The organism is Litchfieldella rifensis, from assembly GCF_042646605.1.
GTDB classification, from domain to species: domain Bacteria; phylum Pseudomonadota; class Gammaproteobacteria; order Pseudomonadales; family Halomonadaceae; genus Litchfieldella; species Litchfieldella rifensis.
This window is the reverse complement of the sequence record NZ_JBHRUG010000019.1, coordinates 272070-295872: the sequence shown is the minus strand read 5'-3', so window position 1 is coordinate 295872 and position 23803 is coordinate 272070. Positions and strand designations below refer to the sequence as shown.

Here is a 23803-nt window from a genome sequence, read left to right as displayed (position 1 = left end):
TTCTACGCTAAAACCAGCACCTCGATAGGAGGACATTCCATGGCCGATATGGGAACTTGCGCGTGTCCGGGTTGCGAATATGAAGTGTCCAGCGAGGAGGCCGCGATCTACGAGGGAAAGGCTTATTGCTGCAGCGCCTGTGCTGCTGGCCATCCGGAGGGGATGGTCTGCAAGCATGAAGACTGTCCGTGTACCGAACTGAATCGTCCACCCTCGGGCGAACTTCCCAAGGAGCAGTTCTAGCCCCTTCTTTCCCGCAAGGAGGAGACAAGATGCCGAAGCAAGCACGTATCGAACCCGTCTTCGATGCCGATGACCTCAAGGAAACCATCACCGGCTGGATCGTGATCGACGAGAGCGAGCCCGACAACGAAATCGTTATCTCCGAACACGAGAGCAAGAAAGAGGCGATCCAGGCCGCCGAAGCGTTCGAACAGCGCGAAGACTAGGCCATCGGTTCTGTCTGAAAAGCCGACGAGCGAAGGCCAGGCCAGGCAAAAATCATCGAAAGAGCGGAGTTTACGGGTGTTAAATGAGCATTTTGAGATGATTTTTAACGCCGCATGGGCAAGCGCAGGCAGCTTTTCGGGTAGAACCTAGCCCTTGATGCAGACGAGCGGCTTGAGCTTGGCGACCTTGCGCGCCAACCCGGCTTCCTCGGCACCGTCGACCACGGCATCGACATCCTTGTAGGCATGGGGCGCCTCTTCGGCGACGCCCTTGGCGGATGGGCTGCGGACGATGATGCCCTGCTCGCGCAGTTCCTCCAGCAACTGCCGGCCCTGCCAGTTGCGGTGCGCCTGGCGCCGGCTCATGGCGCGCCCGGCTCCATGACAGGCCGAAGCAAACGACGGCACGCGGGGATCGGCATTGCCGGCAAGCACATGCGATGCCGTGCCCATCGAGCCCCCGATCAGCACCGGCTGGCCGACAGCGCGATACTCCTCGGGGAGATCCGGGTGGCCCGGGCCGAAGGCGCGGGTTGCCCCCTTGCGATGCACGAAGAGCTTCTTGCGCTCGCCATTGAGCGAGTGCTCCTCGAGCTTGCAGGTGTTGTGCGACACATCGTAGAGCAGCTCGAGATCGGCAGCGGGGAAGAGCTCGGCAAAGACCTCGCGCGCGAAATGCGTGATGATCTGGCGGTTGGCCAGGGCGCAATTGCTGGCGGCACGCATGGCGCCGAGGTAGGCCTGGCCGGTATCGGAACGTAGCGGCGCGCAAGCGAGTTCGCGGTCCGGCAACTCGATGCCATGCTGCCGGGCACTGGTCGCCATGCTCTTCAGGTACTCGGTGCCGATCTGGTGGCCGAGGCCGCGTGACCCACAGTGGATGAACACCACCACCTCGTGCTCAGCGAGCCCGAAGGCGCGGGCCGCCTCGCGATCGTAGAGTTCGCCGACCTCCTGGACCTCGAGGTAGTGATTGCCGGAACCCAGCGTGCCCATCTCGTTGCGCTGGCGCTTCTTGGCCTTGGCGGAGACGGCATCGGCCCGGGCGCCGGTAATGCGACCTTGCGCCTCGATGAACCTCAGGTCATCGCGCGAGCCCCAGCCTCGCTCCACCGCCCATTGGGCGCCGCCGGTCAGCATCGCCTCCATCTGCTTGTCGTCGAGGTGGATCGGGCCATGGCTGCCGACGCCGACCGGAACCCGGTGATACAGCGTCTCGGCCAGGCGCTCCTTGAGCGGCTCGAGCTCGGCACGCTGCAAGCCGGTGCGCAGACAGCGCACGCCACAGGAGATATCGAAGCCCACGCCGCCGGCGGAAACCACACCGCCTTCCTCGGCATCGAAGGCCGCCACGCCACCGATCGGGAAGCCGTAGCCCCAATGCGCATCCGGCATGGCATAGGACGCCGAGACGATGCCCGGCAGGCAGGCGACATTGACGACCTGGTCACGGACCCTTTCATCCATCGCCTGTATCAGCGCTTCAGTGGCATAGATAACTCCCGGCACCCGCATGTTGCCGGTCGGTTCGATACGCCACTCGAATGCCGAAGTTCGGGTCAGGGTTGCGGGATTCATAAGCCATCACCCCCTGATCTCCAATGTGAGGATCGTCGTCCCCGGTTGACAAGGGCTGAGTGGTCCCTGTTCTAGACATCGACCACGCATTGGGCGCGCCATTTCCCTGGCCGTTCCTCGCGGACCTCCAACTCGGTATAGGTGGCTCCCTTGACCTCGACCGCCGGCTGATGACGGGCGATATCGACGGCTTCGCCACAGGCGCTGCCATGCAACCGCGCGCCCTGAAACTCGACCTTGAAGCGGCAGAACAGCATATGGCGAGTCGCCATCTCGTAGACCAGGGCATTCAGCCAGTCGGCCAACAGCAACTCTCGGTCGGGCGCCTCGCACTGCACCTCCACGGTCTCGCGACAATGCACCTCGGCCGGCTCGACGATCACGGCGGTCAAGGCAACGGCCGCCTCCTCGAAGGCCCGCTCAAGCGTCTCGCCAACGCCGCGCACCCCGATGTCGGCGCCATGCTGGAAATGTGTCCACATACCACGTCAGCGCTCCCTTAGCGCAAATGGTGGCGGAGGATTCCCCCTCCTCAGTGAAGCCCAAGAGAGTGGCCAAGCTCAAGGGTGGTGAATGCTCTCCCAACACCCGCAGACGCCACCTCACAGGTGGAAGCGGCTTCAGCCGCGATGCTGAGCCTGCTGGGGCGGTGGAAGGTTGCTGTCTCTCAGTGACGACCAAGGGAGTGGCCAAGCTCAAGGGTGGTGAATGCTCTCCCAACACCCGCAGACGCCACCTCACGGGTAGGAGCGGCTTCAGCCGCGATGTAGAAGATGCCAGAAACTAGTGGAGGGGAATTCAGACTGCTTATATGGCAACGATCGTTTCCCCCACGCCTGTGGGGATCGGGCTCTGGTCGATGGTGAGGTGATCGTCAAGCGCGGGTAATCCCCGCATCTGCGGGTATCGGCTGGAAGGGATCTTCTTTAACCTGAAGACCACCGGGTAATCCCCACGCCTGTGGGGACCGGCATCATCATTCGGGCGACCGCCCTCGCCTGTTCGGTTGAGCCCCACGCCTGTGGGGATCAGTGGAAGTTGGGGAACTTGGCCCAGGCATCCAGCGGGTAATCCCCACGCCTGTGGGGATCGGAGGCTATCGATAGTCAGGTCCATGCATTACACCGGTTGAGCCCCGCGCCTGCGGGGATCGGTTGAGGGAAAAGCGCCTGAAGCTGGAAGGGGCCGGTTGAACCCCGCGCCTGCGGGGATCGGGTGCACCACGAGACGGGCGGTAGTGACGAAGGCGGTTGAACCCCGCGCCTGCGGGGATCGGCGCTTAGTGGCCTGATAAACCGCTCTGAGGGACGATTGAGCCCACGCCTGTGGGAATCGGCAGATAGCGCTCGCTGTCACCATCGCAGATGGCGGGTAATCCCCACGCCTGTGGGGATCGGGCGTAGACGCTGGAGGGATCGACCTCGCACCACGGGTAATCCCCACGCCTGAGGGGATCGGGTTTTGCTGCTGCCGGAGGCGACGCCGCCGTGCGGATAATCCCCACGCCTGTGGGGCCCGGGACAGCGTCAAGGGCGAGGAGCGCCCGCGCGGCGGGTAATCCCCACGCCTGTGGGGATCAGGATCACCCGCTGGTCGGTGAGTTCTGGGAAGCCGGGTAATCCCCACGCCTGTGGGGATCAGGTAATCAGATACTTTTCTTCGTTAATAACGACGGGTAATCCCCACGCCTGTGGGGATCAGACCGGTCTTGACGAACATCCACTGATAGGCGCCGGGTAATCCCCACGCCTGTGGGGATCAGTAGCGGCAGTCGGTCCGGGGATAGGTGGTGGCCGGGTAATCCCCACGCCTGTGGGGATCAGCGACTGAATGTTTCTCGGCTTTACTCCGACATCGGGTAATCCCCACGCCTGTGGGGATCAGGTGTCCAGCAGATAGGTCCCTTTGCGCACGTCCGGGTAATCCCCACGCCTGTGGGGATCAGGGCAGGGTTCCAGCGCAGCCCTATCGAGCCATCGGGTAATCCCCACGCCTGTGGGGATCAGTCCACGTTGTAGAAGTACTTGCTGAAATCTGTCGGGTAATCCCCACGCCTGTGGGGATCAGCCCAAGGAAGTGAAGTCGTCCTACAACCGTGCCGGGTAATCCCCACGCCTGTGGGGATCAGTTCTGCGAAAGCTTGTCGTACTGATCCCGGGTCGGGTAATCCCCACGCCTGTGGGGATCAGGGCACGTGGATGTATCTGGAGCTGAAAATCACCGGGTAATCCCCACGCCTGTGGGGATCAGATCGGTGTAGAAGCGCAGTTGCTCCTCGTTGCCGGGTAATCCCCACGCCTGTGGGGATCAGTGATTTCTCTGCAGTGTTGAATGCCCGCCTGGCGGGTAATCCCCACGCCTGTGAGGATCAGTCTGCGTGAGCGCCATAAAGGGCGACGGTAATCGGGTAATCCCCACGCCTGTGGGGATCAGTACCACAACCTCAAGAAGATCGACCAGATTTCCGGGTAATCCCCACGCCTGTGGGGATCAGACATTGGTCATGCCGTCGACGTGGCGCTTGAACGGGTAATCCCCACGCCTGTGGGGATCAGTGAAAACCAAGACGCAGCAAGTCGCGGACGGCCGGGTAATCCCCACGCCTGTGGGGATCAGTCCGCCAGACGAATCACGCGGAAAACGGTGGACGGGTAATCCCCACGCCTGTGGGGATCAGAAGCATGTCGAAGGAGTGGCCAACAGTCCCGCCGGGTAATCCCCACGCCTGTGGGGATCAGCTTCTATTTCGGCAAAGATGGTCTAGGCATAACGGGTAATCCCCACGCCTGTGGGGATCAGCGTAGGCCGGGGCAGGGGACCGAAAACCTTGTCGGGTAATCCCCACGCCTGTGGGGATCAGATGGACGAGAATGGCGTCGTGCTCGAGGAAGACGGGTAATCCCCACGCCTGTGGGGATCAGGGGATGGGGTGCTGCAGACGTCGCGTAACAACCGGGTAATCCCCACGCCTGTGGGGATCAGACCATCTGCAGCGCCTTCGCGGGCGAATACCCCGGGTAATCCCCACGCCTGTGGGGATCAGGCTTCTTCGTTCTCGGCCAGTTGCTGCTCGAGCGGGTAATCCCCACGCCTGTGGGGATCAGATCCTGCTCGACCGTGATCAGCGGCTCGAGCGCGGGTAATCCCCACGCCTGTGGGGATCAGCGGCGCGTAGCAGGTAGCCGGCACGAGGTGGCCGGGTAATCCCCACGCCTGTGGGGATCAGGTATGCATTAGGGAATGCCCTCGTCTTACAACTGGGTAATCCCCACGCCTGTGGGGATCAGGGCTTGGGTTCATGCACCCAGAACCGGCGAGGCGGGTAATCCCCGCGCCTGCGGGGATCGGCGGATCGTCACGCACCACGCCGAACAGCCCATCGGGTAATCCCCGCGCCTGCGGGGATCGGTGCACACCCGAGCGAGCCACGCGCCCCGGCACCGGGTAATCCCCGCGCCTGCGGGGATCGGACCTCAGGAAAATCCAGTACCTGGTCTCGTTGCGGGTAATCCCCGCGCCTGCGGGGATCGGCCGACGAAGAAGTCTCGACCCCGCGCATTCGCCGGGTAATCCCCGCGCCTGCGGGGATCGGGACGATTTCGCCGACGCGGATGACGACCTCGACGGGTAATCCCCGCGCCTGCGGGGATCGGCTTCCCCTCTTGTGCGTGCTCGAGGTAGGTTACGGGTAATCCCCGCGCCTGCGGGGATCGGGTACCTCGGCGGTCCATGTAAGACCTTCCTTACGGGGTAATCCCCGCGCCTGCGGGGATCGGTTCAAAAAGGTAACAGATTACCTTTCGATCACCGGGTAATCCCCGCGCCTGCGGGGATCGGGGCAAGTATTTCTGCGTGCCCATGGGCTACATCGGGTAATCCCCGCGCCTGCGGGGATCGGTCACGATATCCCGCAAGGAGTACGAGCAGCTACGGGTAATCCCCGCGCCTGCGGGGATCGGGCGCTCGTATGCCCGGTCCCAGTTAGCCGCCGCGGGTAATCCCCGCGCCTGCGGGGATCGGGCCCGTTCAGCCCTGAGCGCACGTCATACCACCGGGTAATCCCCGCGCCTGCGGGGATCGGGTATCAATCGAGAATTGCAAAAAGAGATTATGCGGGTAATCCCCGCGCCTGCGGGGATCGGCGGCGCCGGTCGGCGTCCCTGCCGTCAGCACGCGGGTAATCCCCGCGCCTGCGGGGATCGGGGTTCGCCAATGGAGCGACCAGTCGAAGGGACCGGGTAATCCCCGCGCCTGCGGGGATCGGACCGACCTGGTGGCGATCATGGGCAGAAAGATCGGGTAATCCCCGCGCCTGCGGGGATCGGCTTGATCCGCGCCCTGGGCACATCCTCGTCGCCGGGTAATCCCCGCGCCTGCGGGGATCGGCGTCAATGAAGCGGCCCGCGCAGTGATGCTCGCGGGTAATCCCCGCGCCTGCGGGGATCGGGCGTGTAACTGTAAAACCGTAAAGCTGTACAACGGGTAATCCCCGCGCCTGCGGGGATCGGCCAACACCGTCAGGCAGCAGGGTGTTATCCAGCGGGTAATCCCCGCGCCTGCGGGGATCGGATCCCATCCCTCGCAGCCTTCCGCCCACGCATCGGGTAATCCCCGCGCCTGCGGGGATCGGGCCTGACGAAGCCGCTCTCCATGCGCAGCCAGCGGGTAATCCCCGCGCCTGCGGGGATCGGGAAGATCTCCATCATTGATTGGCCGGTACCGGCGGGTAATCCCCGCGCCTGCGGGGATCGGGCCCAACTTGGCCCGCGCCCGGCTCCACAGGTCGGGTAATCCCCGCGCCTGCGGGGATCGGGAGGAAGGCAGCTCACGCACCCAAACCGTACGCGGGTAATCCCCGCGCCTGCGGGGATCGGTTCAGCGGGCAGATGTGGCGGATATGACTGCTCGGGTAATCCCCGCGCCTGCGGGGATCGGACGCGATTCGCCAGATCACCGAACAACGCGCCTGGGTAATCCCCGCGCCTGCGGGGATCGGCAGTGGATACTCCGTCAAAATTTGCCCACGCCCGGGTAATCCCCGCGCCTGCGGGGATCGGGGAGAAGCGGTCGGGAAACAGCAGCTCACCGTCGGGTAATCCCCGCGCCTGCGGGGATCGGGCTTGGACTGTCGATGTTATAGACCATGTTCATGGGTAATCCCCGCGCCTGCGGGGATCGGTGGCCGAATTGATTCGCCGCAACAAGCAAAGGCGGGTAATCCCCGCGCCTGCGGGGATCGGGCCATCGGCAGCCCGCCAAATGGCGCTCATGGCGGGTAATCCCCGCGCCTGCGGGGATCGGGGGCGCCTGCACCTACCGTATCGCCCGGCCAACGGGTAATCCCCGCGCCTGCGGGGATCGGGGGGTATTGGATGGGGGCGGTTGGCGTACCGCCGGGTAATCCCCGCGCCTGCGGGGATCGGCTGTCCGGCATGGGCCTCACCGCCCCGGACAGCGGGTAATCCCCGCGCCTGCGGGGATCGGAGCCGGTGCTGGGCAAGTTCGTCGAAGACATGCGGGTAATCCCCGCGCCTGCGGGGATCGGTCCGCCAAGCCCGGCATACACCCTGGCCAAGGCGGGTAATCCCCGCGCCTGCGGGGATCGGTGGCCGCCAGTACAATCAGCGCCATGCCGAGGCGGGTAATCCCCGCGCCTGCGGGGATCGGGCCGTCATCCAGGCGTTCGATTCCAGCACAGCCGGGTAATCCCCGCGCCTGCGGGGATCGGGGCGCGACCGCGCATGTGCAGCACGGCCACGTCGGGTAATCCCCGCGCCTGCGGGGATCGGCGCGACAAGGTGCAGGCCAAGCTCGCCAAGGCCGGGTAATCCCCGCGCCTGCGGGGATCGGGCGTGCTTGACGCGCGCCGCCAGGGCCTGTTTCGGGTAATCCCCGCGCCTGCGGGGATCGGACCTTGTTCAGCGAAGTGGCCGAATCCTGGTACGGGTAATCCCCGCGCCTGCGGGGATCGGGCAGCCAACTGGATGCTGCGCGGATGCGGGATCGGGTAATCCCCGCGCCTGCGGGGATCGGACAAACAATACATCGCACAGGTGAGCAATAGTCGGGTAATCCCCGCGCCTGCGGGGATCGGCCAGGCGGCCTCATAGTTGCCCCGCAGGATGTCGGGTAATCCCCGCGCCTGCGGGGATCGGGCGGCCAAGGCCAGCGGCAAAGGCCCCACCGACGGGTAATCCCCGCGCCTGCGGGGATCGGTCGAGCGCGTCCTGCGCCAGCTCCAGGTACTGCGGGTAATCCCCGCGCCTGCGGGGATCGGCGGCGCGGTACCGGAAGACGAGCTAGCGACACCGGGTAATCCCCGCGCCTGCGGGGATCGGCACCGCTGAAGGCGAATGGCTCGAGCGTTGGGCGGGTAATCCCCGCGCCTGCGGGGATCGGACTAATCGTAGATTATTGTTCTACAAAAGGAAAATCGCCGATGGATTTTCCACCAGCGATTTTGCCTATTTTTTGTACAGACGAATTTTTTAAAGAGCCATAATAATCAATTAGTTAGCATCTAACGGCAAAAAACGCACCAAACGCAGGCCATCTTGATCCCACGGCTCGCGGCGGTTGGTACCATATGTCTGGAATTCGAAGCCGGATTCATGGTTACTGGCCCAGGCCATGACGACATTGCCATCATCAGCCAGCACGTTGATCTGTTCCCAGACCATTTCGCGGATGCGCTTACTGACATCGCCAACATAGACCCCGGCACGAACCTCCAGAAGCCACACAGCCAGCCGGCCACGCAATCGCGGTGGTACTGCTTCGGTGATCACGACCAACATGGCCATTATTGGCTCCTGTGCCCTGCATCACCCAGAGAAACCGGTTCAGGAATCGCAGGTGGCATGGCTTCCGGGGCGGGCTGTGGTGGTTCGATTTCTCCCGCTGCCAGCACTTCCTCGATCATCGGAATCAAGCGTTGCAGGATACGGGCCTGCTTGAAGGCATCACGGCAGGCAATACGCACTTCGCGTTCCGGCATGGGCGGATTGCGTGCTGCTACACGAAAGGCCGCTGGTACGACGGTCTCAAATTTGACGATATCGGCGATGTCGTAGACGAAGCTCTTGGGCTTGCCGGTATGTAGGAAACCAATAGCCGGTGCATAGCCTGCAGCCAGGATGGCGGCTTCGCTAATACCGTATAAACAGGCCGTAGCGGCCGAGAGACACTGGTTAGCCACATCAGAGGCATCCCATTGCGTCGGATCATAACGACGCCCCGACCACTTGACGCCATACTGCTTGGCAATCAGTTGGTAGGTCTTGCGCACCCTGGACCCTTCGATGCCTCGCAACTGATCAACACTCCGCCGCTCCGGCGGCGGCTCGCCGAAGCGCAGCTCGAACATCTTGCGCACGACCTTCAAGCGCAGCTTATCGTCGAGTGCCAGTTGTGCCTGGTAGAGCAGCTTGTCGGAACGCGCACCGCCAGGTTGGCCTGCACTGTAAAGCCGTACCCCTGCATCGCCGACCCAGATCAGCAACGTGCCCACGGTCGCCGCCAGCTTGACGGCGGCATGAGAGACGCGTGTGCCAGGTTCTAACAGTAAGCAAGCAGCCGACCCTACTGGGATATGCATGCGCTCGCCATTGACCTCGTCGATCACTACGAAGGCGCCGTCACGCACGTCGATCTGTCCCATTCCAATGAAAATCATCGACATGCGATCTTTCATGGGAATCGGCTTGAGAGGAACGAACCCCATGGCCACCTCCTAGAGTCGGCGCAATAGCAGTAGCCCACAGCCGAATGCTTTGGCCCGGCCAATTCCCCGTGCCAAGGCCTCGATCAAGCGTCCGGGGTCGGTGACTTCCAGCAAGCCTTCGTAATCCACACTGGAGAACTGGATGGCATCGCGCCTCCCCGGTTTCTGCAACACATGTTGGCGATAGGTGCCGACTTCTGGCGTTACCGGAAGATGAAAGCCCAGACGCTCGGCACGCGTTGCAAGCCAGTCTCGTGCCGCTTGATCCATCGCCTCCACACATTCGGTGCTGGTACGTTGCCCCGGGGGAAACGGCTTCTTTGCGACCATCAATACATCGCTACGTGGAGAATGCTTGGCTCCCTCAACTCGTCTAGCTACGGTTGGATTGGCACGCAATCGAAAAGCGAGGCGATCCCCGACGCTAAAAGCCGGCGTCAACGGCTTGCACTGGACGTCGAGCAGGCCAGAAGTAGCCTCAGGTTCACGGTCAGAGAGGACATAGAACAGAGGTAATCCCTTAGGAGGCTTGCCATGCTCAGTGTCATCTTCCATCTCCTGGCGAAACAGGAAAGGCCGTGCGCCGTCATAGTCGGGAAATGCCTGCCATAGCAACTGGTGAGCGCTATAGGCGCCACCACCCATGATGTCGAACAGGGCCTCGCGAGAAAGCCTGTTGAGATCGACGCGAATGCGTGAGAGATACATCAGCGGCCCTCCTCAAGGCGCTCGAAGCGCCGAAATTCAACACGCGGCCCAAACTGCCAGCGACGGCGATTGAGCGGCGCATCCCAGGTATCGCTGGACTCCACACCGCTCTCATTGCCCTCACCATCCAGTAGGTCGGCTTGCCCTTCCCAGCAATACACCACATTGTCGGGCAGCCTCAGTGCCTTTTGCTCAGTCTTTTCATCCTTCCCGACCAACACAGGGAAGGCAGCATCAAGCGCCTCCCGCAGACATCCGGCCTCAATGCGCTGCGGCGCCAGAGGCGCTCCCAAGGGACACGCCTTTCGGCCCAGATAGAGCGTGTAACGTGGTCGTAATAAGGCGGCTTGCAGAGCATCTAACGCCAGGCTGGCTCCAGGCTTGAGCCACACGGCGACGGTCCAGAGGCCGTCGCAGCGATAGTCGCGGCTGGAAAGGATGGTATTGATGATTCTGCGCGGCGCGCTCAATTCGTCCCGTCTTGTCCGGTACGTCATCTTGGACTGCGCCGCTGGCACTTGGGCGGTATGGTAATCACGCATCAACGTGCCGGGCGATCGCTGCTTGACGGCAACACGCACGCTATCGTTGAGCATCTGCTGCCCAGTGTCGTCATCACGTTTTATGCCCAGTGCTGCGCCAAGCAGCCCCAGGATCGCGGCTCGCCCGGGATAAGTGGCGGTGGGGCGAGTTTCTCCCACCGCCGCCTCGCCCCAACTGGCGAGCGGGGCATAGAGTCGAAAGACCAGATAATCCATCATGATGACCCCTTCACTGATCGGTTTTCAGGAAATCGATCAGTTCTGCCAAGCTACCGGTAGACACATTTTCATTCAGGCTCGGTTTTTTGTATTCAGGATCAGCTGAAACCACGAAACGGTGGTCAGCACCGTTTCCATAGGCTGCGTCAAAGGCATTGGCTTGACTTTCGAGACGAGCGATCGCTTCGACGGACTGATCCTGGCCATTGACCGGTCGCAGGAATGCGACGGAAAGCGAGCGGGGTTGCTGATCACCCTTTTCTGCAAGTACGTAGCTGGCATGAGCCCGGGACCCGAAACTGTTTTGCTTACCCTTGGGCGAGGTTCGAACAGCGGCCTCCACCAATGCGGCAATCGCCCGATCAGCCAGTTCGGCATCGCTGTTCAGGTTGTCGATCAATTGCTCCCGATCGATACAAACGTAGCTGTAGAACAGGCCGGCACCGAAGCCGGCCTCACCGACATGAGCAGCACCACGATGCTCGTCACCAGCATTCAGATCGTCCACCGCAGTGAAATAGTCGTCTTCCACCTCGGCGGCATGCACGGTGATGGCGTGCGCCACCTGGCAGGCAGCTTCGACATTGAACGCTGGAGATGCCGCTAGCATTCGCCCAAACAGTGCAATGTCGACTGCCGAGGGCTTATGGCGTAACAGATCAAGGTCTTCCTTTTCCGGCGCACGGCTTTCCTCAGCCAGCTTGTCCACGAGCGCATTGACGGCCGCCTGCTCTTCCGGCCCGATATGTACCAGTTGGCTGGTTTCCACCTCGCCCTTGGCGACATCACCGAAAACCCTGGCGATTTCAGTCGCCCAGTCTCGTGCGTCCTTCTCCTTGATCCCTTTAGCGAGCAAGTGCTTTTCAGCCTCAAGACCAACGCGTTTGGTACGATGGCCGCGATGCTGGCCCAACGCTTCCTCGAACAGCGAAGAAGTGCGCCAAGTGCGCTTGAGACTCTGTGAAGAGACCCGCAGTCGCTTGGCGCCCCCCATGATGGCGGTCTTGGGCCGTCCCAGATCATCACGGTTGAGGTTGGCCGGCGGATAGGAAGTCAGCAGGTGCAGTTGAATGAAATGGCTCATGAAAGGTTCCCTGTCGTTATGGTTACAATGGAATCGATTTAGTCGGTATCGCGCTGATAGGCAGTCAGCGCACCGAAATAGTCATTGGCCCACTGGAAGCCGAGACGCTTGGATGGGCTGGCTGCCAGGCGGCCTTGGTATTCACCCCACCACAGTGCAATATTGTCGGCCAGATGCACGACGCTCACGCCCTGTTTGTCGATCAGTGCCAGCGCGCGCCGCAGCCGCTGCATCAGCTCTTCCGGTGAGTGGCAGCTAACAAGCTGCTGGAAACGCAGTTCACTCATGCAAGGCTTCCCCGTCTCCTTCTTCTGCTTGCCGAGTTGGCTACCCAGCGTGATGCCCGATTTTTCCTCACGCACTTCGGCCAGAACCAGCGCGATACAGGACCAAACCTGAAGCCGCACATCCCGCTGGCCCTCCGAACTCTCCTGTTGTGGCAGCTGTTGCCACAACAGGCGAAAGGCCTCGGTCAGCATGGCGGACTCTGGCGAGTCGCAGCGTCGGAGCGCGGCGCGCGCACCACGCGGCCACGGTGGCTGCTTTGTGAAGGCTTTCAGTTCCTCAGGATTCAATGTCAGGCGCTGCCACCAGCGACGTACAGCAAAGGCTTCGTCAAACGTGATCGCAAGCAATCGCTCGGTAATCGGCAGCGTCTTGTCCGCCACGTCCGGTGCCACTATCTCTCTCATGGCATGATCTCCTCGATTGGTGATGTCCCAGCCGTCGGCTTCAGCTCGAATCCTCCCTGCTTGGCAAAATTGGTAATGACTTTGCTGCCCTTGCTGCTTCCAGCCAGCCAGCCCAGCAACTGGCGACGTGCGCGCATGATGCGCTTCATGTCGAGCTCTTCCAGCGGCCCACTCAATGCATGCGCCTCAAACAGCTGCAACGCATGGCGCCTGAGTTCGCGATACCAAGATTGCGCAATAGATGTCGGCATATGCGTCTTCTTGCCATTGACGAGTGCCTGTTGCATGCCATGGAGCGCGCGGAAGAATCCGGCCTGGGTGGCTTCATAGAACTGCTGGTCGATATGGCTCATATCACCCTTGGCAACCTTGGGCCGTTTAAACCATGCTGATTTAATTTGTTCGCGAAGTTTTTTGGCTACCTCCATAGAAAACTCAGTAAAAATCTCCACCCATTCCCGAAGACGCTCCTGCTGTTGTTGCTCAGATATAGCGACTAAGGGCATCTCGAGGTTATACCACCCCCTAGCTTTATTACTTTTCATGTCGTAACCAAAGGCCCAAAGCCGAGGGCGGTTAAGCAACGCTTCAACCTCATCTCCCCACTCCACAGCATCCTGATTAGATGGAGCCTTTCCAGCAATGAAGTCGTGCACCACCATTGCCGGCAACGCACCGCCACTTCTCGTATTTTGGAATACAAAACTCGACCAATGGCGATACCCAAGACCATCTTCCTGAGCCTTACGTGAATAAGGCAACTCACTAAGCTTTTTTGAGTTACGGTGGTAGGGTGTTAACGGATGTTGCCAAGGCCCATCATACTTGGCACCATATGCTTTGTTACGTAATTCTCGCACTCGGCTTTCGGTTTGACGGCCACAAAGCTGGCAATTACAAGGTTTTTCTTCGACCAACAAGCGAAAACGCCTTGGCATGGCCCAGTAGACATGAAGAGGGTGAACATCACTGGGAAGTACTTTACTGCCATTTTTATCGCTTGTTTGGGTCGCTCCCATCCAAGGGAATACACTAGCACTTTCCGCTGTGGGTTCAGTATAGACCTGTCCTTTAGCAGTAATACGCTCCGGTGCCAACACATTGAGCAATAGCTTATGCCATAGGCTTTTGTGTGATGAATCTGGTAACACCAATGTTGTCAACGGGCCACCCCCACGAAGCCCTGTTAGGTGACCCCGTCCCCCTTCGGGAGCATTGACCTGCATCGTGAACAACGCAATAGCTGCACAAGACAAGCATATTTCGTCAGCAATGCCACGCTTGATAAAGTGGTCAATATTTTTCTCAAGAGTAGACTGGCCTGGAGCCTCAATTAAAAGCCCCGCCACTGGTGTGCACGGTGCTTGCTCCAGGAGGTCCAGATCCTGCATAAAGCGCGGCCCATCGCCATCCAGCTCGAACGCTGCGGCGAAAGGGGCAAAGGCGTTTTCCAGCGCTTCTGTGTCCGGTGGCTCAGCGAATAGCTCCATCCAGTCGGCGTAATCCTCCGGTGGTAGGGCGGTCTGAAGCAAACCAATCAGCCACTGGTAGGCCGCGCCCTGGAAATCCGCACGAGGCAGTGCGAGGTCCACGACTTCCGGATCGGCAATGGCCGAGGGTGGGCGGTAGGTGATCTGTCCCTCCCCTGTCCTGAAGGGAAGCCACGAAGCATGCAACAAATTCATTAGCGTTCTCCAGTCCCTTACATCTCAATTTTGCTGTTTAGTTATTTGCATTGAATGACAGTCCCAACAGCATGCTGTATTGACAAGTTGAATCCGTATCAGCCAGCCACGGTTGCACGAATCGCAGCGCCTTCTGACTTTCCTGCAAAGCCTCCCACTGGAATTGATAGCTCGGCGGTAAGGCGGTCAATTTGCCAGCCTGGCTCTGGCGCAGCTTAAGCTGACTCAGCATCGCGGCATGCGGCTTACCCGCAGCCCAAAGCTCCAACCCACCTTGGTCATCGACTCTCAGGAGAACGACATTCACTGTTGGCTCATCGGTAAGGCGCGTGCCGATCTCCTGCTCCTCTTGCCATTTCTGGCGATCCAGCAAATAGCCTTTTTCCATTTCCAGAGCGTTGAAGTACGCCATCGAAGCAGCCATTCGTTGAGTGCCAAGCTGCTCCCAGCGGGTATCCAGCAAACCGTCGGGAAGCTGGTCACTGACGTTGCCATAGACGCTCTCGATCAGGGTGCGCGCGCCTTCAGGCATACGAATGGCGCCCAGCTCGCGCAGTACACGTTGGGTAAACCAACATAGCGAAGTGTCTCGGTACACGGCCTGGGTGCCTGGCAAGGCATGCCTGAGCCACTGGTCATCTGGGGCATCCGACCATTCGGGTGCCAACAGCAAAAGCGTCGGCGATCGGCGATGGCCTCGTGAGTGGCGTTGTAGACGGCCGGCACGCTGGATCAACAGATCAATGGGAGCAAGGTCGCTGACCATCAGGTCCACATCGCAGTCCAAAGATTCCTGGAAGACCTGAGTACTGATCAACACCTGTCCTCGCCGCTGGTCCGGCGTGGATTCCTTGCCAAGACGCGCAAGTACCTCCGACTCGATGCGTTGACGATCGACCATCGCGAAGCGGCTATGGAACAGCAGGCAGTGCTCGGGATCGGGATGACGTTCACGAATCGCCTCGAAGGCACGAATGGCGTCGTCTACGGTATTGCGCACCCAAGCCACGCATTCTCCGGCATCGACTGCCGCCAGAACGTCCTCGACGGCTTGCCCCTCTTGTGTCAGCCACTCAACAGCAACCGACCGAGACACCTCCGGCCTGGAAGCCAGCGGTATTTCCTGCTTGCTCTGCCGATGGACGTGGGTCAATAAAGGGAAGTCCTGACACTCCAGTGGCCCACCTTCCACCCCTAGCCCCGCTTTCCAAGCCTCTGCCAACGACTGTCGCATCCGTGCAGGCAACGTGGCTGTCAGTAGAATGGCGCTGCCGCCCTGCCGGGCGTGGTAGGCCAACAACTGCGCCAATAGCGTCTGCATGTAGATGTCATAGGCGTGCACCTCGTCGACGATCAGCACCTTGCGAGCCAAACCATAGAGTCGTAGCGACTGATGACGAAACGGCAGCAGCCCCATCAGCGCCTGGTCGATGGTGCCCACGCCCACCTCAGCGAGCAGGGCTTTCTTGCGCGAATCGGCCAGCCATTGATTGCACTGTGCCGAAGCAGTGAATTCTCCCTTGTCATAATCACTGTCATTGGGATGTGTAGCCGCGAGAGCCTTGGAAAACTCGTCATTCAGTTCGCGTGCTCCATGCGCCAACACGAAAGAGGGGTGGGAGGATTCGGAAAAGAAATGGTGATGCAAATTTCCCAGTCGGGAATACATGGCATTGGAGGTCGCCATGGTTGGCAGCGCGAAGTAGAGCCCATCGCCATGCCCTTCCGCGAGCAGGCGTTGAGCAAGAATACAGGCCGCTTCCGTCTTGCCCGCGCCGGTGACGTCCTCGAGGATGAATAGTTGAGGCCCCGAAGCCAGCTCAATGGACTCCGCCTGACTCTGCAAAGGCGTTGGAGTGACAGCGTTGCCATCGAACCAGGCATGCAGCCCTGCATAAGGCACCACCAATGGCAGCTGGTCGAAACCGGTCGCACGCAACGCTTTCTCGGCACGTGGTTTGGCGTAATACTCCCAGTACTTTTCTAGCGACATCGGCTCCTGACGATACTCGAAATACTCCTGGTTCGAGCCCAGCCAGTCACTCAGCACCGCCCAGCCTGCAATCGTCCAGCTCAACGATTGAAATTCCTTATGCCACTTATCGGACAGCAATTTCTCAACCGGCCAGTCCACTCCGATGATTCGGGTCAAGTCCTTCACGAACTGGCGTGAGGCTTCCACATCGTCACTGATCTCATCTTGTCCAAAGAAGTTCTCGAGCGTTAGCGGTGACCCAGTCACTGGCTTGCCATGATGACCGAACATTGGAGCCATCAGCGACGCCTGGGTATTCTTGAGCTGTCCTCGCGCCTTGCCATCCAGCGTTATTTCTGTCCAGCCAAGAGTGCCATCACGCAACCACCGAACCCAGCAGGTTTCCCACAATAGAGCACCGAGGCGATCGTGGCGTTCGATATAGGCCAGTCGTGATAGCGTCGGAACGAGATTGGCGCCTTCAGGCTGGGCTTGCCCTTGGAAAGCACGGGAGAACTTACCCAGATCATGCAGGCCCAGTAGGAAGACGAGAAAGCGCCGCAGCGACTCGGGCGACATTTCGAGTCGAGCCGCCAGGTGCTGAGTCAACGGGCGCTCAGGTGCGAGTAGATACCAACCAATAGCAGCTACATCAAGGCTGTGATAGGGCAGCAGATGACAGCTTGCCCCTGTCCCTCCAGGTTTCGCTTTTCCCCAGTACAGGAAGTAGAGCATCTCCGAACTCCCTTTCAGTTATTATTTGTCGCTCACCCCATCTAAGCACCCCTCACCCACCCCCGCCACTGATGTACATCGAACCAGCGTACTATTCATCCCGGTTGCTGTTTCCTGCACAATCAAGGGAAATCATGACATCGGAAAGAAGGCATCATGCCAGAAATCCCACGGCTCCCCTGGGATAATATGGCGCGCTATCGTTTGGCCGAAATCCTGGCGTTATGGAAGGGAAAGGAGTGGACACAAGGGTTATTTGGAATCCCACTCCTAGCCAATGTGGCAAGGTGCAACCGAGGGCAGACAACGGCGGGCTAACTTCGTATACTTTATCCAATTAGTTGGCAGACTCGTGGTTACCCAATGTACAAGACACGCGCTCAGTATATTATCGACGATCTTCGCCAGCGCATCTTGAGCGGTGAGTTCCAAGGAGGGGCGCAGCTACGTCAGGATGGGCTGGCCAGGGATTATGACGTCAGCCGCATTCCCGTCCGCGAGGCCTTGCTGAACCTGGAGGCCGAGGGCCTTGTCGAGTTCATTCCCCATAAAGGCGCTTTTGCCACCGAGCTTTCGGTGGCCACCATACGCGAGCTGTTCGATCTGCGCGTGCTGCTGGAAACCTATCTGCTGGAACGCGCCATCCCCCATATGACCGAGGCCAACCTCGCCGCCGCCGGCCAGATCCTCGACAAGTACGATGCGGCGCTGGACAGCGGTAGCCAGATCGACAATTGGAGCGAGTACAACTTCGCCTTTCACAAGGCGCTGTACGCCCCTGCCGAACTCCCTGAAACGATGAGTATGGTGACCCACCTCAACACCAAGTCGGATCGCTACATCCGCATGCAACTGCTCTACACCAAGGGGATCGAGAAAGCCGAGCGCGAGCACCATGCCCTGCTGGAGCTGTGCCGCGAGCGCAAGGCCAAGGAAGCCTGCGAACTGCTGCGTCAGCACATCCTCGATGCCTGTGAAGGTATCGCGACGCTACTCGAGCAACAGCAGTTGGAGAGCTCAGCCGCGGCGGAGGCCAGCGGCACCGATTGAAACATCTCGTCAATTAGGGCCGCTGGCGGACGACGGCAATATTGCTTCCGTCAGTTCACGTACCACACCGTCTTGGTCTGCACGTACTGCTCGAAGGCTTCCAGGCCGTTGTCACGCCCGCCGAAGCCGGAGAGCTTGTAGCCACCGAAGGGGGTGGTGATATCGCCTTCCGAGAAGCCGTTCACCGACACGGTGCCTGCACGGATGCCGAACGCCATGCGGTTGGCGCGCTTGATGTCGGCGGTATGGAGCGAGGCCGCCAGCCCATAGGCGGTATCGTTGGCGAGGCTCAAGGCCTCCTCTTCGCTGTCGAAGGGCGTCACCGCCAACAACGGGCCGAACACCTCTTCCTGGAACAGCCGCATGCCAGGGGTCACCTCGTCATAGATGGTGGGTTCGACGAACCAGCCGCTGCCCAGGGCGAGCGTCTGTCCCCCATGCACCAGCCGGGCTCCCTCTTCCCCGGCGGCTTCGAGGAAGCCACGCACCTTGTCGAAGTGCACCTGCTCGATCATCGGGCCGATACGTGTGGCGGGATCGGTGGGGTCGCCGACCTTCCAGGCCGCGAGCCCGGCAATCAATTTTTCGATCAGGGCGTCCTTGATGCTGCGCTCGACGATCAGCCGGGAACCGCAGCTGCAGTTCTCGCCCATGTTCCAGAAGGCGGCACTGAGCACGTCATCGACGATGGCATCCAGATCCGGCACATCGGCGAACACCACCTGAGGGCTCTTGCCACCGCACTCGAGCACGATCTCCTTGAGGTTGCTGCGCGCGGAATATTGGAGGAACTTGCGTCCGACCTCGGTGGAGCCGGTGAAGGACACCACATCCACATCGGGATGCAGGCCCAGCGGCTGGCCGGTATCTGCACCGTGGCCGGTGACCAGCAACAGCGCCGATGCCGGCACCCCGGCCTGATGGGCCAGTTGCACCATGCGGTAGGCGCTCATCGAGGTCTGCTCCGCCGGCTTGACGATCACCGAGTTGCCGCTGGCCAGGGCCGGCCCGACCTTCCAGGCGAACATCTGGGCCGGGAAGTTCCAGGGTAGCACGGCGCCCACCACCCCAATGGGCTCCTTGACGATCAGCCCCAGCGCATCGCCACCGGTAGGCGCAACCTTGCCGTAGAGCTTGTCGACGGCTTCGGCATACCAGGCCAGGGTATTGAGGGTTTCGGGAATGTCGGTCTCACGGCATTCCGTGATCGGCTTGCCGCCATCGATGCAGTCCAGCGCCGCCAATTCCTCGGCATGTTGTTCGAGCAACGCCACCCAGCGCAGCATCACCCGCTTGCGCTCCGCCGGCGCCAGCCGCGACCACTCACCGTCGACGAAGCCGGCCCGAGCGGTGCGCACGGCGGCATCGACGACCTCGGCGCTGCCAAGGGCCACTTGGCCGATTTGCGAGCCGTCATGCGGCGCCAGGGTGGCGAAGCTCGGCTGCGCTTCCGCCTGCAGGCCGGGCACCAGATGACCGGCCCACAGCCGGCCCTCGCGGGCACGTGCAAAAACCTGTTCCACCGTCAGAGGTTGGCTATTCATCGTCACGCTCCCTTTCGCTTGGTCTCGAAGGCGTCCAAGGCATCGAGGAATGCCTGGGCAGCGTCTGCGGATAGTGGGCGCAGCGGCGGACGGACCTCACCGGCGTCGACGCCGTGGCGGCGGCACCCCAGTTTGGCCTTCTGGTTGTAGTCGGCCGCTTCCATGTTCTGGATCGCCGGCAGCATATCGCGCATCAGCTCGCGGACCCGGTGCCAGTCTTCACGCTCGGCGGCTTCGAGCATGGCGACCTGCTCGGCCGGGAAGACGTTGGCACCGCCGCTGATCCAGGAGCGGGCGCCCCAGAACAGGTAGTCGGCGGCCTGATCGTCGGAGCCGCAGACGACCTGGAACGCCGGCCCGGCCATTTGCATCAGTGCCAGGGCCCGGGTGAAGTCGCCGCTGCTCTCCTTGATGCCGATGATTCCCGGTATCCGCGCCAGCGTGGCGACGGTCTCCAGTTCGAGGTTCACCCCGGTACGGGCGGGGAAGTTGTAGAGGATGATCGGCAGGTCCGTGGCCGCCGCCACGTCCCGGTAGTGGGCGATGACTTCTTCCTGGTTGGGCAGGCTATACGCCGGTGGCGCCAGCATCAGCGCCCGATAGCCCAACGCCTTGGCTTGTCCGGCCCGCTCGATCGCCGCGGCGGTGGAGAGTGAGTTGATCCCGGCAATCGCCAGTGCCTGCTCGCCCAGCGACTCGCGCACGGTACGCAGGACCGCCTCGCGCTCCTGCTCATCGAGGGCGTAGTACTCGCCGGTGGTGCCACAGGCGACGATGCCGCGTACGCCGGCGTTCATGAATCGGGCGACCAATGCCCGTAGTCCTTCCAGGTCCACTCGCCCTTGGGCGTCGAAGGGGGTGACGATAGGTACCAATACACCATCGAGTTGCATAGCGTTCGCTTCCTTGTCTTAGTGAGTCGTCTTGGTGAATGAGTCGCTCAGGAATTGGCCGTCGAGATTGCGGCACGGGCAGATGCGTCTTGCGTGTCGTCGCTGGGCGTCGTGCGCCAGATGGCGATGTTGGCAAAGCCGTAGAACAGCGAGATCAGGATCACCAGCATGTGATACCAGAGGAACGGCAGGTAACCGAGGGTGGAGACGCCCAGGGTGGTGGCCATGAACACCCCGCCATCGGTCCAGGGCACCATCGGCGTGGTGATGGTGCCGCCAGCCTCGGCGTTGCGTGACAGCACGCGGCGATCGACGCCCTGCTGGTCGTAGTTCTTCTCGGTGATGGTGCTGGCGGTGATCAACGAGACATAGGCCGCGCCACCGAAGAAGTTGCCGAAGAAGCCACCCAGCATGGTGGAAACCGTCAGCCGGCCGGGGTTATTGGCCCAGCGCAGGAAGCCATTGCAGATCGCCTGCAGCACACCGACTCGCTCCATCAGGCCACCCAGCCCCAGGGCGAACAGGATCAGCGCGATCACGCCCAGCATCGATTCGATGCCGCCGCGGTTGAGCAGGGTGTTGAGGAAGTCGACGTCCGACTGCATCGCATTGCCGACATAGGCGGTGCGCACCGCGTCCAGCAGTTCGACGCCTTGGGCCAGCCAGGCGCAGACCGCGCCCATCACCGCCCCCAGGGTGATCACCGGGATGGCGGGATAGCGACGCACCAGCAGGGCGATGACCACTGCCGCCGGCAACAGCAGCCAACCATTGATGGTGAAGTGGGCATTCAGCGCCTGCATGGCCTGCTCGGCGCGTTGGATATCGGCGCCTTCCTTGACGTAGAAGAACCCGACCACCAGGAACAGCAAGGCAGCGATCAGCGCCGCCGGCCCGCTGACCAGCGCCATGGAGCGAATATGGTCGACCAGGCTAACCTTGCACAGCGATGCCGTCATCACCGTGGTGTCCGACAGCGGGGACATCTTGTCGCCAACGTAGGCACCGGAGATCACCGCACCGGCTACCAGGGGCAACGGGATGCCGAAGCTGTAGCCGATCCCCATCATCGCCACCCCGGCAGTGCCGGCGGTGCCGAAGGAGGTGCCGGTGGCCAACGAGGTGATGGCACAGATCAGGAAGGCCGCGCAGAGGAATATCTGCGGGTTCATCACCGACAGGCCGTAATAGATGATACTCGGCACGATGCCGCCGGCGATCCAGGTGCCGATCAGGGCACCGACGGTAATCAGGACCAGTACCGCCTCCATGCCATTATGGATGCCGTCGATCAGCCCCTTCTGCATGCCGTCGTAAGAGAGCCCCAGCCTCAGCCCCAGAGCCATCACCAGGAACCAGGAGGTGAACAGGGCCAGTTGGATGGGTAGATCGAAGACGTTGATGTACAGGAACATGATGGCGATGAAGCCAGCCATCAGTGCCAGCACTTCCTGCATGGTGGGTAGTCGGGTCGTGTGCCTTTCCTTCATGGTTCTCTCCCATTGTTGTTGTAACGCCTACGTGAGTTGGCGCCGGAGACGAGTCTCCGGCCGTGTCAGGCAAAGCGCCCCAGCCGGTAAGGCGTGAGGGACGGCAATGCCGAATCGGTCGTGTCGTCGTGGAAATGGCGAACCAGGCGCGCGGTGATGGCCGCCTGGGTCAGGCCAAGGTGGTGATGCCCGAACGCCAGCCATACCCGGCCCTGCGGGCCGACCCGGTCGATGACCGGCAGCGAGTCGGGCAGCGAGGGCCGAAAGCCCATCCAGGGAGTGGCGGCTTCGGTATCCAAGCGGCGCTGGAACAGCCCTTGCGCCAGTTGCTCGAGCTTCCGCGCGCGCTGCATGTTCGGTGGCCGCTCGAGGCCGGCGAACTCCACCGTGCCGGCCAGGCGCAACCCCTCCGCCATCGGCGTCATGATGAAACGCCGCTCCAGCGAGGTGACGGCCACCGGCAGACGCTCGGCTTCGCGAGGCAGCATCAGGTGGTAACCGCGCTCGGTATCCAGCGGCACACGCTTGCCACACAAGCCGGCGACGAGCGGGGCGGAGTGGGCACCGGCCGCCACCAGCACCCGCGGCACCACCAGCGTGCCCGCGGAGGTTTCGAGGCGAACCCCTTCCTCGCTGACGCGGGCCGAATCCACGTGGCAGGTCGAAAAGCGCACGCCCCGCCGCTCGGCGGCGTCATGCAGCGCCAACACCACTTGATGGGGGTCGCTGACATGACCGGTAGCCGGGAAGAACAGCCCGCCTCGCACCCTATCCGTCAGGGCCGGTACGCGGCCTAGCACCGTCTGGCGCGACCACTCCTCCACGGGCACACCCTGCGCCCGCATGCGCAGGGCCAGCATCGTCAGCGACTCAACCGACTCGCGGCGCTCATGGACCAACAGCGAACCCTCTTCCTTGAGCAGTTCTCGCCTGCCGATGCTGTCGAGCAATGCCTGCCAGGCCGGCAGGCTGGCTTCGTTCAGTGCCCTGATACCCGCAGTGCTGGCCTGATAGGGCACCTCGCGCATGTTCCACAGCAGTCTTGCGAACCACGGCATGGCCTTGGGCAGGTAGCGCCAGTCCAGGCGCAGCGGTCCCAAAGGGTCGAGCAACATGCCGGGAATGCGCTTCAGCAGGCTGGCATCGGCAATCGGGAAGACCTGCTCGGTGGCCATATGACCGGCATTGCCGTAGGAGGCCCCACGCCCCGGTGCCTGGCGATCCAGCAACAGGACGCTCATCCCGCTGCGTGCCAATTCCAGTGCACAGGCGACGCCGACGATTCCCGCACCGATCACGGCGATATCCGCTGCCGACCGGTCGCTGGTGGATGTCAGAGGGGCTGCTGAGGCCGTCATCAGGGGCTCTCCGTTTCGCGTTTCGTTGATTGTATAAAATATATAATCTATGTTGGCAAGTATCGAAACCGACTTCCC

17 protein-coding genes and 1 CRISPR repeat array are annotated in these 23803 nt (G+C 61.5%); of the genes, 3 read left to right on the top strand and 14 right to left on the bottom strand.

The window, feature by feature from the left end:
- The first annotated feature begins 39 nt into the window (after nt 1–39).
- Nucleotides 40–243: a hypothetical protein gene (locus ACFOEV_RS10705; RefSeq protein WP_386773689.1), complete on the top strand. Its 204-nt coding sequence runs from the start codon at nt 40–42 to the stop codon at nt 241–243.
- 29 nt (nt 244–272) lie between these two features.
- Nucleotides 273–449, top strand: coding sequence for a hypothetical protein (locus ACFOEV_RS10700; RefSeq protein WP_386773687.1), 177 nt, complete (start codon nt 273–275; stop codon nt 447–449).
- A 147-nt stretch (nt 450–596) separates the two neighbouring features.
- Here the strand turns inward: ACFOEV_RS10700 and ACFOEV_RS10695 are convergent, their stop codons facing one another.
- From ACFOEV_RS10695 to cas3, 10 genes are all read right to left on the bottom strand, one after another.
- A complete protein-coding gene (locus ACFOEV_RS10695) occupies nt 597–2027 on the bottom strand; it encodes an RtcB family protein (RefSeq protein ID WP_386773685.1) in 1431 nt (476 codons plus the stop codon).
- A gap of 71 nt (nt 2028–2098) precedes the next feature.
- On the bottom strand, nt 2099–2509 hold the full coding sequence (locus ACFOEV_RS10690; protein WP_386773683.1) for an archease: 411 nt from the start codon (nt 2507–2509) through the stop codon (nt 2099–2101).
- 885 nt (nt 2510–3394) lie between these two features.
- A CRISPR array of direct repeats spans nt 3395–8426; the repeat unit is 29 nt; unit sequence CGGGTAATCCCCGCGCCTGCGGGGATCGG.
- A gap of 110 nt (nt 8427–8536) precedes the next feature.
- Entirely contained in the window at nt 8537–8830 is a 294-nt protein-coding gene (gene cas2e / locus ACFOEV_RS10685; RefSeq protein ID WP_386773681.1) for a type I-E CRISPR-associated endoribonuclease Cas2e, read from the bottom strand.
- Entirely contained in the window at nt 8830–9750 is a 921-nt protein-coding gene (gene cas1e / locus ACFOEV_RS10680; RefSeq protein WP_386773679.1) for a type I-E CRISPR-associated endonuclease Cas1e, read from the bottom strand. Before cas1e ends, cas2e begins: the two co-directional genes overlap by 1 nt.
- 9 nt (nt 9751–9759) lie before the next feature.
- Nucleotides 9760–10458, bottom strand: a complete 699-nt coding sequence (gene cas6e, locus ACFOEV_RS10675; protein ID WP_386773677.1) for a type I-E CRISPR-associated protein Cas6/Cse3/CasE — start codon at nt 10456–10458, stop codon at nt 9760–9762.
- Complete coding sequence (cas5e, locus tag ACFOEV_RS10670) at nt 10458–11219, bottom strand: type I-E CRISPR-associated protein Cas5/CasD (RefSeq protein ID WP_386773675.1); 762 nt, start codon at nt 11217–11219, stop codon at nt 10458–10460. Before cas5e ends, cas6e begins: the two co-directional genes overlap by 1 nt.
- 10 nt (nt 11220–11229) lie before the next feature.
- Nucleotides 11230–12303, bottom strand: coding sequence for a type I-E CRISPR-associated protein Cas7/Cse4/CasC (gene cas7e / locus ACFOEV_RS10665; protein WP_386773673.1), 1074 nt, complete (start codon nt 12301–12303; stop codon nt 11230–11232).
- Nucleotides 12304–12341: 38 nt separating this feature from the next.
- Entirely contained in the window at nt 12342–12995 is a 654-nt protein-coding gene (casB, locus tag ACFOEV_RS10660; protein WP_386773671.1) for a type I-E CRISPR-associated protein Cse2/CasB, read from the bottom strand.
- Nucleotides 12992–14680: a type I-E CRISPR-associated protein Cse1/CasA gene (gene casA / locus ACFOEV_RS10655; protein ID WP_386773669.1), complete on the bottom strand. Its 1689-nt coding sequence runs from the start codon at nt 14678–14680 to the stop codon at nt 12992–12994. Before casA ends, casB begins: the two co-directional genes overlap by 4 nt.
- A 37-nt stretch (nt 14681–14717) precedes the next feature.
- Nucleotides 14718–17390: a CRISPR-associated helicase Cas3' gene (gene cas3 / locus ACFOEV_RS10650; protein ID WP_386773667.1), complete on the bottom strand. Its 2673-nt coding sequence runs from the start codon at nt 17388–17390 to the stop codon at nt 14718–14720.
- Between the two features lie 363 nt (nt 17391–17753).
- Between cas3 and ACFOEV_RS10645 the strand changes: the two genes are divergently transcribed.
- Nucleotides 17754–18440, top strand: a complete 687-nt coding sequence (locus ACFOEV_RS10645; protein ID WP_386773665.1) for a GntR family transcriptional regulator — start codon at nt 17754–17756, stop codon at nt 18438–18440.
- 50 nt (nt 18441–18490) lie between these two features.
- Here the strand turns inward: ACFOEV_RS10645 and ACFOEV_RS10640 are convergent, their stop codons facing one another.
- From ACFOEV_RS10640 to ACFOEV_RS10625, 4 genes are all read right to left on the bottom strand, one after another.
- Complete coding sequence (locus ACFOEV_RS10640; RefSeq protein WP_386773663.1) at nt 18491–19984, bottom strand: aldehyde dehydrogenase; 1494 nt, start codon at nt 19982–19984, stop codon at nt 18491–18493.
- A 2-nt stretch (nt 19985–19986) separates the two neighbouring features.
- Nucleotides 19987–20877: a 4-hydroxy-tetrahydrodipicolinate synthase gene (gene dapA / locus ACFOEV_RS10635; RefSeq protein ID WP_386773661.1), complete on the bottom strand. Its 891-nt coding sequence runs from the start codon at nt 20875–20877 to the stop codon at nt 19987–19989.
- Between the two features lie 47 nt (nt 20878–20924).
- The gene (gene nhaC / locus ACFOEV_RS10630; RefSeq protein ID WP_386773659.1) at nt 20925–22367 is read right to left on the bottom strand and encodes a Na+/H+ antiporter NhaC; all 1443 of its coding nucleotides are present in this window, start codon (nt 22365–22367) and stop codon (nt 20925–20927) included.
- Between the two features lie 65 nt (nt 22368–22432).
- On the bottom strand, nt 22433–23725 hold the full coding sequence (locus ACFOEV_RS10625; protein ID WP_386773657.1) for an NAD(P)/FAD-dependent oxidoreductase: 1293 nt from the start codon (nt 23723–23725) through the stop codon (nt 22433–22435).
- Nucleotides 23726–23803: the final 78 nt, after the last annotated feature.